General features: G+C 72.7%; 9 protein-coding genes. 5 read left to right on the forward strand and 4 right to left on the reverse strand.

The window, feature by feature from the left end; translation table 11 throughout:
- Positions 1-14: 14 nt before the first annotated feature.
- Positions 15-806, forward strand: a complete 792-nt coding sequence (locus CTZ28_RS33480) for an SDR family NAD(P)-dependent oxidoreductase (RefSeq protein ID WP_121893487.1) — start codon at positions 15-17, stop codon at positions 804-806.
- Between the two features lie 72 nt (positions 807-878).
- On the opposite strand, the gene CTZ28_RS33485 is transcribed toward CTZ28_RS33480, so the two are convergent.
- Positions 879-3,557, reverse strand: coding sequence for an ATP-binding protein (locus CTZ28_RS33485; RefSeq protein WP_121893488.1), 2,679 nt, complete (start codon positions 3,555-3,557; stop codon positions 879-881).
- A gap of 653 nt (positions 3,558-4,210) precedes the next feature.
- Between CTZ28_RS33485 and CTZ28_RS33490 the strand changes: the two genes are divergently transcribed.
- Positions 4,211-5,212: a DUF2510 domain-containing protein gene (locus CTZ28_RS33490; protein ID WP_121893489.1), complete on the forward strand. Its 1,002-nt coding sequence runs from the start codon at positions 4,211-4,213 to the stop codon at positions 5,210-5,212.
- Positions 5,213-5,385: 173 nt separating this feature from the next.
- On the opposite strand, the gene CTZ28_RS33495 is transcribed toward CTZ28_RS33490, so the two are convergent.
- Positions 5,386-6,000 (reverse strand): TetR/AcrR family transcriptional regulator, encoded by a 615-nt coding sequence (locus CTZ28_RS33495; RefSeq protein ID WP_121893490.1) that lies wholly within the window; start codon positions 5,998-6,000, stop codon positions 5,386-5,388.
- A 225-nt stretch (positions 6,001-6,225) separates the two neighbouring features.
- On the opposite strand from CTZ28_RS33495, the gene CTZ28_RS33500 reads away from it, so the two are divergent.
- Complete coding sequence (locus tag CTZ28_RS33500; protein ID WP_121893491.1) at positions 6,226-7,029, forward strand: phosphatase PAP2 family protein; 804 nt, start codon at positions 6,226-6,228, stop codon at positions 7,027-7,029.
- Positions 7,026-7,943, forward strand: coding sequence for a DMT family protein (locus CTZ28_RS33505; RefSeq protein WP_121893492.1), 918 nt, complete (start codon positions 7,026-7,028; stop codon positions 7,941-7,943). Before CTZ28_RS33500 ends, CTZ28_RS33505 begins: the two co-directional genes overlap by 4 nt.
- A 105-nt stretch (positions 7,944-8,048) precedes the next feature.
- Here the strand turns inward: CTZ28_RS33505 and CTZ28_RS33510 are convergent, their stop codons facing one another.
- Entirely contained in the window at positions 8,049-8,882 is an 834-nt protein-coding gene (locus CTZ28_RS33510; protein ID WP_121893493.1) for an LURP-one-related family protein, read from the reverse strand.
- A 66-nt stretch (positions 8,883-8,948) separates the two neighbouring features.
- Positions 8,949-11,000, reverse strand: coding sequence for a phosphocholine-specific phospholipase C (locus CTZ28_RS33515; protein WP_121893494.1), 2,052 nt, complete (start codon positions 10,998-11,000; stop codon positions 8,949-8,951).
- Between the two features lie 402 nt (positions 11,001-11,402).
- Here CTZ28_RS33515 and CTZ28_RS33520 point away from each other — a divergent pair, with 402 nt between their 5' ends.
- Positions 11,403-12,401 (forward strand): aldo/keto reductase family protein, encoded by a 999-nt coding sequence (locus tag CTZ28_RS33520; RefSeq protein WP_121893495.1) that lies wholly within the window; start codon positions 11,403-11,405, stop codon positions 12,399-12,401.
- Positions 12,402-13,145: the final 744 nt, after the last annotated feature.

A 13,145-nucleotide genomic window follows, 5' to 3' on the forward strand; every position in this document is an offset into this window, starting at 1 on the left:
CCTAGGGTGGCGGCATGTCCACTGTTCTGATCACCGGCGCGACCTCCGGGCTCGGCCGGTACGTCGCCCTCGAACTGGTCCGCTCCGGCCATGTCGTCCTCGCCCACGGGCGGGACGCGCAGCGGACCGGGCGACTGGTCGACGAGTTGCGTGCGCACGGCGAGGCGGAGGGCTTTGTCGCCGATCTGGCCTCGCTGTGCGAGGTGCGCGAGCTGGGTGCCCGGGTGGCCGCGGCCCATGACGGCCTCGACGTGCTGGTCAACAACGCGGGCGTGGGCAGCGGGCCGCCCGGCGCGGGCCGCGAGCTGAGCGCCGACGGGCACGAACTGCGGCTGGCGGTGAACTACCTCGCGCCGGTCGTGCTGACCCGGGCGCTGCTGCCGGTGCTGCGGGCGCAGACGTCCGCGCGGATCGTCAACGTCGGCTCCGTCGGTCAGGAGCCGCTCGACTTCGCCGATCCCGAACTGCTGCGCGGCTACAGCGGGATGTCCGCCTACCGCCGCAGCAAGTTCGCGCTGGCCGCGTTCACGTTCTCGCTGGCCGCGGAGCTGGCCGGCAGCGGGGTGGCGGTGAACGTGCTGCACCCGGCGACCTTCATGGACACCGCGATGGTGCGCGAGGGCGGGATCACCCCGTGGAACTCGGTCGCGGACGGCGCGCCCGGCGTGCTGGCCCTGGCCACGCGCGAGTCGGGCTCCGGCGGGTTCTACGACGGCACCCGCCCGGCCCGGGCGCACGAGGGGACGTACGACCCCGAGGTGCGCGAACGGCTGACCGCGGTCACCGACCAACTGCTCAGGGTGTGACCGGACCCGGCCGTACGACACGGGCGGTGTGCATCCGGCCCACGGGCGGCACCACCGGCGCCACCGGCACGGTCAGTACAGCCCGCTCGCCGTCTCCAGTTCCTTCTCGGCCCGCGCCACCAGTCCGTCCGCGCCGCATGAACGCGCCAGTGACAGGCCCCGGTTGAGTTCGGTGGCCGAGTGGGCCGCGATGCCGTACTCGATACGGGCCGCCGCGTGCTCGTACTGGCAGGGGGAGGCCTCCAGATACGCCACGGCCTGGGCGGCGAGGCGCACCGCGCGCTGCCCGGTCTCCAGGGCCGCCGCACAGCGCAGCGCCTCGCCGATCGCCGTGTCGGTGCCGAACCGCTCGGCCTGTCGGCGGGCTTCGGTGGCGAGCTGGGCGGCCCGCGCCGGGTCCGTCACGGCGAGCACCCTGGCCAGGTCGACGGCCCAGGGCGCGAGGACCGGGTTGTGGCCGCCGCGGGACGCCGCCGTCTTCTCGGCGGCCTCCAGTTCGTTGATGCCCTCCTCGGTGCGGCCGACGGCGAGCAGCAGCCGGCCGCGCACGGAGCGGGTGTCGGGCAGCACGATGGTCGACGGATAGGGCGGCGCGAAACCGTACTGCTCGGCGACCGTCCAGGCCTCCTCGACCCGGCCGCGGGCCAGCAGGGTGTCGACGAGTCCGCAGGTCGCCGACCAGTGCAGGGGCAGCCGCCGGCCGACCCCCTCGGCCAGTTCCAGCGATTCGCGCAGGATGGTCTCCGCGTCCTTCAGCCGGCCCTGTCTGCGGTAGGCGAGACCCAGGAACGCGTTCGCCAGGGAGAGATGGCCGCCGCTCCAGCGCGCGGTGGTGTAGGCGCGCAGCGCCTCGGCGAACAGGCTCTCGGCACGGTCGAGGCGGTCGGCGTAGGTGTACGAACTGCCCAGCATCATCAGCAGTTCGATGCCCCACTCGGTGTCGGTCCAGCCGAGGCCCGGCGCCAGACGGCCGTTGACCAGGGCGCGGTCGCACAGCTCGACGACCTCCTCGGCGCTCTCGCCGTGCGTCATCGCGTCGAATCCGCGCAGGATCAGCAGGGCCCGCTCGGAGTTGTCGCGGCCGGTGCAGGTCCGGGCGAGGTCGGCGAGCCGCCGGGAGCAGCCCTGCGTCGCGGTCTCGCCGTGGATGCCCTCCCACATGAAGTGCACGGCCTGCAGCCGCATCCGGGCGGGTCCCGGTTCATGGCGGGCCGCCTCGGCCTCGACCGTGCGCACGGCCTCCTCCAACTGGTCGTTGTGGAGGAGCGCCTGGGAGAGGCGGATGACGGCGTCCACGCGGGTGTCTCCGTCGAGGCCGGGCATGCCGAGGGCGCTCTGCAGATGGTCGATGGTGGTGGCGGGCGCCGTCAGCAGGGTGGCGCAGCCCAGTTCGTAGAGCACGCGCGCGTGGACCTCGGGCAGCGGCGGCTCCAGCAGGGCGCGCTCCAGACAGCGGCGGGCCGCGTCGGGCGCGCCGACGGCGAGGTGTTCGCGGGCGGCCTCGCGCAGCTGCTCGACGAGCTCATCGTCGTCGTCCGGGTGCACCCGGAGCAGATGCCGGGAGGCCACGGCGGCACCGCGCCCCGAGTCGGTGACGACCTGGGCGGCGATGCCGTGCATGGCGGTGCACAGCGCTTCGGGGATGGAGTGGTAGACCGCGGTGGCGATCAGCGGATGGACGAACTCCAGGTCGCCGCCGCCCGGACGGGCGTCCGCCGGGTCGGGCTGGGTGAGGATGCGGGCGCTGCACAGCAGATCGGCGCAGCGCTGCGCCACCTCGACGCTCATGGTGGCGAGCTGGGCGACCAGGTCCACGGTGATGCCGGTGCCGAGGATCGCGGCGGCCCAGGCGAACCGGGTGGCGTCGATGCCGAGGCCCTCCAGGCGGGCGACGAGGCCGCCGCCGCGGGCGGAGCGGTTGAGCGGGCGCAGTTCGCCGGCGTGCGTCTCGACCGGGTCGAGTTCGCTGTCCTGGACCTTGGCGAGGAGTTCGACGGTCTCGTACGGGTTGCCGCCGGTGACCGCCCAGACCTCGCGGCAGAACGGGGCGTCCGCGTGCGGGCCGAGGGTGGCGCGGGTCAGTCCGGCCGTGGCGTCCGGGGTGAGGGCGCTGAGGCAGGCGACGGGGCTGCCCGCGGCGGCGGCCACCGCGTCGAGGTGCCGGGCGCTCTCGCCGCTCACCTCGCCGGGCCTGCGGGCGACCACGACCAGCACGGACAGGTCGTGCAGGCGCTCCGTGAAGGCGGTCAGCCAGCGCAGGGTCTCCTGGTCGGCCCAGTGCGCGTCGTCGATCAGCAGCACCAGCGGCCACTCCCGTTTGGCCAGCCGGCTGACCGCGGCGACGAGCCCGTCGCACACGCCCTGCGGGTCGGCCTGCCCCTCCCCGGGGTCCGCTATGCCGAGGGCGGGGCCCGCGATGTCGTACCAGTCGCCGAGGTACTCGCGCGCCTCCTCGGGCATCAGCGACACCAGGGCGGGCTGGAGCAACTGCCGTACCACATTGAACGGGACGGAGCGCAGCGTCTCGCCGCCGCGGGTGGACCACACCGTGCAGCCGCGGCGCTCGGCGATGCGCCGGGTCTCGGCCAGCAGCGCGGTCTTGCCGAGTCCTGCCTCGCCCTGGAACACCAGCAGGTTTCCCGCGGACGACTGGTCGGCGCACAGGACGTCGAGCGCCCGCTTGACGGCGGCGATCTCCGCGTCGCGCTCCCACAGGGAAGCCGAGGCGGCGCGGGGCCGCACCTCCGTCATCCCGTTACCTCCCCAAGTCGCCCGAACGACGTACAGACCCCGAGCGTAGCCGTCCGGCGGGTTGCGCGGAGGAGGGTCCGGACAGCTGCTGCCGTGACGGGTGAACCGGATCGCGACCGAACGACACGCCCCGTCCCGACACGCCGACGTCGAACGAACGGAGGGTCAACGGGCCGTCAACAGAGCCGATTCCCGCACCCTGTGCGACACCGCGGCCGCTGACGCTCCCACGGCTCGTCCAGAACCTGCCGACGGGAGAACAGTCGGGCGGCACGGTGACGTTCCCGCCCCGCCCACGATGACACTGCGGCTACGCAACCGGCAGGGCACGTCGGTTGGCGCATCGCCGGGATCACCGGCCTCGCCACGGCGTACGGATCGGCGCCCGCACCGGCGCGGGCCGCACGAGGCGTGGCAGCCGCCCACGGTGATATTGGGGCCGCTGGGCGGCGCGGGCGTGACGACGGCGCCGACCCCGGCTGCAGAACCGGCCGAGCACACCAGTCACGCATCGGCGGACGGGGCGGTGCTCGGTACCAGGGGTGGCTGCCTGCTCCGGTTCGGCTGGCGGTGTGGATCGTCGCGGCCTGGGCAGCGCGGCTGGTTTCGGGGCCTCTCATCCGGCTTTCACCGAGGCCTCATACGGTGGGGGCATGACGCAGGTGACTCCTCCCGGGTGGTACCCCGACCCCGGGCAGACGAATGACGGTCCGCCCACCGAGCGCTGGTGGGACGGCAAGGCCTGGACGGACCAGACCCGCCCCGCCGGGCCGGCCGCCGCATGGGGTCCCCCGACGCAGCCGGCCGGACTCTATCCGCCGTACCCCGCGCAGCCGCCGGCCGGCGCCCGGCGGGGTCTGCGCACCGGGATCGCGGTCGGCGTGGCGGCGGCGGTGCTCGCATCCATCGGGGTCGGCGTGTACGCGCTGTCCGACAGTGGCTCCGGCGGCGACCGGGCCGGCTCCCAGCGGGGACCGGGCGGGCAGGGCGGTACCGAGGGGCAGAGCGACGGGCCGCGCGATCCCTTCGGCGGGCCGGGCGGCGGCTCGGGCGGCGGGTCCGGCGACTCGGGCGGGTCCGGTGGCGGCTCGCCGGCGCCCGGCCAGTCCGAGGCGCCGAAGGTCGAGGGCGGCGGCACGGTGTCGGACCCGGTCAACGGCATCAGCCTGCCGGTACCGGACGGCTGGACCGGGCAGGCGTTCAGCGCGGGCGCGCAGGTGACGTCCGACCAGTCCTACAAGTGCCCGGGCGACACCTCGCAGACGTGCACCAAGGGCGGTGCCTACTCGGCACCGGCGCTGGCGCTGGGCACCAAGGGGAACACGGCCGAGGAGGTCGCCAAGGCGGACATCGAGGCCAACGCGGAGGAGTCGTACGGAGGCAAGACCTACGGCAGCATCACCTCGCACGAGGTACTGGCCTCCAAGGCGGTCACCGTGGCCGGGCAGAAGGGCTACCTGGTCCGCTGGAAGGCGGTCACGAGCAAGGGCGCCGACGGCTATGTCGAGTCGCTCGCCTTCCCCGCCCCCGCCGGTGCCCGGCAGATGGTGGTGATCCGCTTCGGCGTCGACGCCGGGGAGAACGTGTCGGTGATCGACGAGATCACCCAGGGCATCAAGGTGTCGTCGGGCGGCGGCAACGGACAGGACGTCTGAGCCGGCCGCGGCCACGCCGTCACCGGGGATGCCCCGCTGAAACGGTCGGCCGGGTGGGGCGCCCCTCCGCTCAAGAGGAGCCCCACCCGGCCGGCGGGGTGCGCCGCCCCCGTCCCCACGGTGCGGCGCGCACAGGCCACCGTCCCGTCATCCCGTGGACGGTGGCCTGAGTCTCAGGTCAGGCCCAGCGCGGGCAGCACGGCCGCCTCCACGAACCCGACGAGATAGTCCGCGTCGGCGTACTGGCCGGTCAGCACGGGCCGGATGCGCAGCACGCCGAACATCATGGCGGGCACGTACTCCAGCGCCGGATGGTCCGCGCGTACCTCGCCGCGCTCGACCCCGCGCCGCAGCATCTCCTGGAGCGCGGCGATCTCGGGGTCGACCAGCGCCTCCCGCAGCACGCCTTTCAAGGCGTGGTCGGCCGTGATCGCATGGCCGAGCGACTGCAACAGCCGGGTGTCCTTGCCGGACCAGTCACCCGCGGCGCGCGCGGCCTCGCACAGGTCACCGGCGAGCGATCCGGTGTCGATCCCGCCGAACCGCACCCGGCTGCTGGCGCGCAGCGCCGCCGCCACGAACTGGGGTTTCGTCTTCCACTGCCGGTAGAGGGTGGACTTGCTGCACCGCGTGCTGGCGGCGACGCCCTCCATGGTGACGGAGTCGTAGCCGCACTCGCGGATCTGGTCGAGCACGGCGTCGAAGAACTCCCGCTCACGCTCGGGCGTGATCTTGGAGCGGCGCGAGGAGGCGACCGTCTCCGGTCCGTCCGCGGCCTGCGACGTCATGCGCTGTTCCCCTCACTCCTCGGCCCGCCCGAGTTGCGTTCGAAGGGCGGGTCCACCACCTGTTCCCAGTGTGTCGCACATCAATCGATACGCCAGTGTACCGGTACAGGCGCGTATCGGTACACTGTCGTTTCGGTACGCATACGTATCGATGAGTCCCGGTCGGGGTCCGGGGCTCCGCACCACCACTCGTACGACCGTCAGTGAAAGCGAAAGGGCCGGGGGATGAATGCCCGCACCGAGCCTGCAGAAACGGAGCCGGACTCCATAGCCCGGCCCTCGCTCGTCCGTGAGTTCCTGCTCGTCGCGGGGCTCTTCCTCGTCTACAAGTTCGGCCGCCAACTGGCCACGGGCCACACCGGCGAGGCCTTCCACAACGCCCACCGCGTGTGGGACCTGGAACGGACACTGCGACTGCCGGACGAGGGCGCCGTGCAGTCCGCACTGCTGCACGGCGACGCGCTCGTCCGCCTGGCGAACACCTACTACGCGACGGTCCACTTCCCGGCCACGCTGGCCTTCCTGGCCTGGCTGTACCTGCGGCGCCCCGCGCACTACCTCTGGGCCCGCCGGGTCCTCGCCGCGGTCACCACCGCCGCCCTGGTGCTGCCCTTCACGTTCCCGCTCGCCCCGCCGCGCATGCTGGCCGCCACGGGCCTGGTCGACACCGCCCGCGTCTACGGTCCTTCGGTGTACGGCCCACCGTCGAGCGACCACCTCTCCAACCAGTTCGCGGCGATGCCGTCGCTGCACTTCGGCTGGGCCCTGATGGTGGCGGTCGGGCTGATCGCGGCGACCCGCTCACGCGCGCGCTGGCTGTGGCTGCTGCACCCGCTGATCACCCTCCTCGTGATCGTCGGAACGGCGAACCACTTCTGGCTGGACGCGATCGTCGCCGCGGCCATGCTCGGCCTCGCCCTCGCCGTGATCCGACGGCCGCATCGGCCGCGCCGCTGCACCGGGACGGCGGGCCGCGGCACCCGGCGGTTCGTACCGAAGGAGCAGGTCCTGGTGGGGGCGGGCCGATGAGCGCCGCGCTGGTCGCCGTCGTCCTCTCCCTGGTCTCGGCCGTCGCCTACGCGGCCGCCGCGGTCGCGCAGGAGCGCCTGGCCGCCCGCAGCTCCGGCACCGGCCTGCTGCGGCTGCTGGGCACCGGCGCGTGGTGGACGTCGGTCGCATTGAACGCGGGCGCCGCGGTGCTGCATGTGGTGGCCCTGAAGTACGGTCCGCTGACCGTCGTCCAGCCGCTCGGCGCGCTCACCCTGGTGGCCGCGGTGCCGATGGGGGCCCGGCTCGCCGGGCGGCGGGTCGGCGCCGCCGAGTGGCGGGGCACCGCCCTGACCCTGCTCGGGCTCGCGGCACTGCTGGTCACCGCGTCGGGTCCGGCGCCGCACCGGGTGCTGTCGCTGACCGAGGCGCTGGCGGTGGCGGGTTCGACGGCCGCCCTGGTCGGCGTGCTGGCCCGGCCCGGCGCCCGGCCGGGCCTGCGGCACGCGACGGCGTCCGGCGTCGCCTCGGGCGTGGCCTCGGCGCTCACCCAGACGGTGACGGTGGCGGCGACGGACCGCACCGAACCTGTGCTGAGCCCGGCGGTGATCGTGGTCGCGCTCTTGGTCGCCGCGTTCGCCACCGGCGGGCTGCTGCTGGCGCAGACCGCCTACCGGGACGGCCTGGGCGCGCCGCTCGCCGTGGTGACGCTGGCCAACCCGGTGGCCGCCGCGGTGATCGGCCTCACCCTGCTGGGGCAGGGCCTGCGGGGCGGCACCGGCGGTGTCCTGCTGGCGCTCGCCGGGGCGGCGGTGGCGTCCTGGGGCGTGCTGCTGCTGACCCGGGTACCACGCACCGCCGCACACTCGGTGACCGCGGTGCTGACCCTGGACCCACACACCACGTCGGCCGATCCACCCCACCGCCCGGACCCCGAACGCCTCACCACCCTGTAGGGAGCGCGAACGCGGGCGGCGGCCGGTGCGGGCGGAGATCCTCCGCGCACCGGCCGCCGTCGCCGTGCTGCCGTGCCCTGCCCCGGGGTGCCGGGCCGGGCGGGGTCAGCCCAGGCCCCGCGAGTCCTGCTTGAGCGCGGTGTCGACGGTCAGGGCCGTGGCCACCACGAGGCTCAGCAGGGGCTCGGGGAGCTGGTAGTGGATCTGCAGGACGTAGTTGTCCGCGGTCGTGAACATCGTCTTGGCGAGCCCTTCCCAGGTCTTGGTGATCCGGGCCACCTCGTTGTCCGCGTGGTCGACGATCGCGAAGTTCCACGCCCGCCAGTTCTCCGCCCTGATCGCACCGACCTGCCGGCCGTCCGCGTTCATCGCGAAGTTGATCTTCCCGATCATGTTCTGCTGGACGATCTCACCGACCGGCGAGCCGTCCGGGCGGGTCACGATCACCCGGGACTTGAAGAACTTCGCGGGCCGGGTGAGCACCAGCTGGGGCTGCCCGTAGGGGTCGCGGATCTCCAGCCGGTGCGTCATGAACTGGTCGAGGCTGGAGACGAACCGCAGGACCTTCTTGAGGGCGCTCTGCCCGACCTCGACCACGGCGCCGAGGTCGCGGCCGTGCTGGTCCATGACCTTGTACTCGTTGGTCAGCTCGATCAGCTTGGCCTTCTGGTTCACCACCAGGACGGGCTCGGTGAACAGCGTCCCGCCGCCGGCGGCGCCGCCCGCGGCCCCGACCTGCTGCTGCACCTGCCGCTGGACACGCGGGTCAGCGGCAGGCTGCTGCGGCGCCGAGGCCTGCGGGGCGGCCGCCTGCTGGGCGCCCCGCTGGTCCGGATTGGTGTGTTCGGTCCATTGCGCGCCGTCCCAGTAGCGGAGCGTCTGGGACGCTCCGTGCGGATCGGGATACCAGCCCGCGGGTGTGTTCGATTGCGTGGTCACCGGGGCACAGTACCCCTATGTGACCCGTACCTGACCAGCCCGTCCATTGTGGTCCTCAACCGGGCGTCACTGCGCGCCGATCGCCGGATCGCTGACCCCGGCGCGTCCGTTCTCGACGTGCCCGGCGAAGGCGCGCAGGAAGCCCGGGTCGGCCTCGGACGTCACGGTCAGGTCGTACCAGCGCCGGCTCGCCGAGAGGTCCACGGTGCGCCGGACGGTGGCCCCGGCCCGCACCGTCACCGTCCACGGCCTGCCGCCGTACCCGTCGGTGACCTTCAGCCGCACCGTGCCGGAACCCTTGTTGGCGAAGGTGAGCCGCACGTCGTCGCCGGAGGGGCGCGCGGTGACCTCGGGTCCTGCGGTCCTCCCGGGGCCCTTGAACACCCGCAGGAAGCCGTTCGGGCCGTGCACGGTCAGGTCGTACGAGCCGTTCGAGTACGCCGAGTTCCAGGCGTCGGTGACGGACCTGCCCGCCTCGGTGGTGTACGTCCAGGGTCCGTCGGTGCGGTTGCCCGAGGTGACGAGGAAGGCGGCGCCGGCCCGCGCGCCTGAGGCGAAGGCGAGCGTGAACGTCCCGGCCGCGGGATCGGCCGAGCCGTCCGCCACGGGGGCGTAGCCGAGCGGGCGGGCGCGCCGCAGGCCGCGCTCCTGCCGGGGCAGGGCCGGGTCGGCGGGCGGGGTGGGCACATAGTCGGGGTGCCGGTCGCGGTCGGGCGGCAGATAGCCGTCGGTGGCGGGCAGCGAGGCCGGCCGCGTGTCCTTGCGGGAGAAGTCGAAGGCGGCCGTCAGGTCGCCGCAGACCGCGCGCCGCCAGGGGGAGATGTTCGGCTCGTGCACGCCGAAGCGGCGCTCCATGAACCGGATGATCGAGGTGTGGTCGAGGGTCTCGGAGCAGACGAAGCCGCCCCTGCTCCACGGGGAGACCACCAGCATCGGCACCCGCTGGCCCAGCCCGTAGGGGCCGGCGACATGGCTGCTGTCGCCCTCGAACAGGTCGGGGCCCGCGTCGACCGTGGACCTGCCCTGCGCGGCGGAGGCCGGCGGGAACGGCGGGACCAGGTGGTCGAAGAAGCCGTCGTTCTCGTCGTAGGTGATGAACAGGGCTGTCCTCGACCACACCTCGGGGTTCGAGGTGAGCGCGTCGAGCACCTGGGAGACGTACCAGGCGCCATAGTTCGCGGGCCAGTTGGGGTGTTCGGTGAACGCCTCGGGCGCGGCGATCCAGGAGATCTGCGGCAGGCTGCCGGACGCCACGTCCGCCCGCAGCCGGTCGAAGAAGCCCTCGCCCTTGCGGGCGTCGGTGCCGGTGCGGGCCTTGTCGTACAGCGGGTCGCCGGGCTGGGCGTTCCGGTACTGCTCGAAGTACAGCAGCGAGTTGTCGCCGTAGTTGCCGCGGTACGCGTCCTGTATCCAGCCCCAGCCGCCCTTGGCGTCGAGGCCGTCACCGATGTCCTGGTAGATCCTCCAGGAGATCCCGGCCTGCTCCAGGCGCTCGGGGTAGGTCGTCCAGGAGTAGCCCGCCTCGTCGTTGCCGAGGACCGGGCCGCCGCCGCGGCCGTCGTTGCCCGTGTAGCCCGTCCACAGGTAGTAGCGGTTCGGGTCGGTCGAGCCGATGAACGAGCAGTGGTAGGCGTCGCAGATGGTGAACGCGTCCGCGAGCGCGTAGTGGAAGGGGATGTCGTCCCGGGTCAGGTACGCCATGGTCGTGGCGCCCTTGGCGGGCACCCACTTGTCGTACCTGCCCCCGTCGACGGCGGCGTGCCCGTCGTTCCAGCCGTGCGGGAGGTCCTGGATGAAGGCCAGGCCCAGGTCGTCGGCGTCGGGGCGGAAGGGCAGCAGGTCCTTGCGGCCGTCCGACTGGTACCAGACCGGCCTGCCGTCCGGCCGCGCCACCGGGCGCGGGTCACCGAAGCCGCGAACGCCTCTGAGCGAGCCGAAGTAGTGGTCGAAGGAGCGGTTCTCCTGCATCAGGACGACGATGTGCTCCACGTCCTCGAGCGAGCCCGTGCGGTGGTTCGCGGGCAGCGCGGCGGCCCGTTCGATGCTGCCGGACAGGGCGGTGAAGGCCGAGGTGGCGCCCGCGAGTTGGAGGAATCTGCGCCGGTTGACTTCAGGCATGGGAGAGGGCCTCTCGTCTCTGGCGTACGCGACGTCAGGGGGGGGTGGCGGAAAGTGCGCGGTGCGAGTTTTCCAAGAGCGGCGAACGTCGGGGAAGGGCGCGATGGCGTCGGCGTGAAAGTGGGCGGTACAGGAGAGGAGCGGACGCCCGACGGGTCCGTGCGGACCATAACCCCGGCCGGGCGGCGGGAGCCCGATCCACGCCGCGGCGAGCGCCGCGGCCAGGCTGACGGCCGGTCAGGGCCGGACCGGGGCCGCCCTGCGCGGCTCGCCCACGAGGGTGGCACTGACAGTGACACCCACCCGCTGCCGCGCTCGGTTAGCGTGACACCTGCGGCCGGCGCCCGGAATCATGGGGTTCGCCGGAAGGGGCCAGGGCACACAGCGGCGAGAGGAACCCCCATGCAGTACCGGAAGCTCGGCAGTTCGGACCTGGAGGTCTCGGAGATCTCGCTCGGGTCCTGGCTCACCTACTCCGGCGGCGTCGAGGCGGACGCGACCCGCGCCTGCACCGAAGCCGCGTTCGACGCGGGCATCAACTTCTTCGACACGGCGAACGTCTACGGCCGCGGGGCCGCCGAGACGGCGTGGGGCGAGATCCTGTCGGCCCATCCGCGTGACTCCTACATCCTGGCCACCAAGGTCTGGGGCCCGATGTCCGACGACCCTGCCGACAGGGGCCTGTCCCCCGCGCAGATCGCCCGACAGATCGACGCCTCCCTCACCCGGCTGCGGACCGACTACGTCGACCTCTACCAGGCCCACCGCTTCGACCCGACCGTACCGATCGAGGACACCATCGAGGCGTTCCAGCAGGTCGTCGAGCAGGGCAAGGCCCGCTACCTCGGCTTCAGCGAGTGGACCACCGAACAGATCCAGGCGGCGGTCGACATCGCGGGACCCGACCTGTTCGCCTCCTCGCAGCCGCAGTACTCGATGCTCTGGCAGGCCCCCGAGGCCGAACTCCTCGGGCTGTGCGCGGCCGACGACATCGCGCAGATCGTCTGGTCGCCGCTGGCGCAGGGGGTGCTGACCGGCAAGTACCGGCCCGGCCTGCCCGTGCCCGAGGGCAGCCGGTTCGCCAGCGAGGAGATGTCGGTATCCAAGGGTCTCGTCTACTCCGACGCCGCCCTCGAAGCGGTGCAGCGCCTCGTCCCGATCGCCGAGGAGGCCGGGATGACCATGCCCACGCTGGCGCTCGCGTGGGTGCTGCGCCGCCCCGAGGTCGCCTCGGCCATCACCGGCGCCTCCCGCCCCGAGCAGGTGTACGACAACGCCGCCGCCTCCGGTGTCACTCTCTCCGCCGATGTGCTGGCCGCCGTCGACGAGGCGCTCGGCACGGCCCCGGTCACCGGCCCGGTCCTCGCCCCGCTGGCCCAGCCGGGCGTGAAACACCGCTGAACGGGGCGCCGGTGTCCCGCTCTCAGGGACGGGAGCGCATGCCGCAGATGTCCGCAGAGGGGTCTGAGTCGGCCGGTGTGGATCACGCTGACGACTCCGGCCCGACTCCGACTTGTCTCTGATCCGGTGCCGGGTGAAGGTCGGTCCGGACACGTGAAGCACCCTTCCGCTGACGTTGCCGCTGGGGTTGAAAGGGTGGGGTGACAGCGGATGTTGGCGGTGGTGAAGGCCGGGCGAGACCAGGCTGATCTGCCGGACGCAGACGTACCGGGGCCGAGTCGAACTCCCGCTCTACGCACCCGACCTCAACCCCGTCTAATGCGTACGGGCCCACCTCAAGAATTCCCTGACCAACCTCACACGACATCCACCGCCACCCCGAAGCACTCGACGGCCTCCTCCCCGGGACCGCAAGGGAACGGGAGCCCCCTCAGCGGCAACGCCGGCGGCAACAGGAATGCACATCAGGGGACTTCCCCGTACTTGCACGGACCGCCCGGAATCCACTGACCGGAAAACACGCAGATGACGGCCACCCGGCGCGCACACGTACTATGTGCTGGCTGGGGCTGCGCCGGCCCTTAAGAGGCTATCGGATTCAACATGTTTTTCGAAGAGGGGAACATATCGGAGGCTTGGTTCTCTCGAAGCGTGAACAGAAGAAATCAGGGGCTCTCATGGCGCCTCTAGGTGCGAGGCAGGAGATCATGGATGCAATAGCCAGCGCTACGGGCAGGCGAGTGA

It is taken from the genome of Streptomyces shenzhenensis, from assembly GCF_003688995.1.
GTDB classification, from domain to species: Bacteria; Actinomycetota; Actinomycetes; order Streptomycetales; family Streptomycetaceae; genus Streptomyces; species Streptomyces shenzhenensis_A.

Coding starts and splice junctions, on each gene's coding strand:
- CTZ28_RS33480 (WP_121893487.1), top strand. CDS start 15: ATGTCCACTGTTCTGATCACCGGCGCGACCTCCGGGCTCGGCCGGTAC.
- CTZ28_RS33485 (WP_121893488.1), bottom strand. CDS start 3,557: ATGACGGAGGTGCGGCCCCGCGCCGCCTCGGCTTCCCTGTGGGAGCGC.
- CTZ28_RS33490 (WP_121893489.1), top strand. CDS start 4,211: ATGACGCAGGTGACTCCTCCCGGGTGGTACCCCGACCCCGGGCAGACG.
- CTZ28_RS33495 (WP_121893490.1), bottom strand. CDS start 6,000: ATGACGTCGCAGGCCGCGGACGGACCGGAGACGGTCGCCTCCTCGCGC.
- CTZ28_RS33500 (WP_121893491.1), top strand. CDS start 6,226: ATGAATGCCCGCACCGAGCCTGCAGAAACGGAGCCGGACTCCATAGCC.
- CTZ28_RS33505 (WP_121893492.1), top strand. CDS start 7,026: ATGAGCGCCGCGCTGGTCGCCGTCGTCCTCTCCCTGGTCTCGGCCGTC.
- CTZ28_RS33515 (WP_121893494.1), bottom strand. CDS start 11,000: ATGCCTGAAGTCAACCGGCGCAGATTCCTCCAACTCGCGGGCGCCACC.
- CTZ28_RS33520 (WP_121893495.1), top strand. CDS start 11,403: ATGCAGTACCGGAAGCTCGGCAGTTCGGACCTGGAGGTCTCGGAGATC.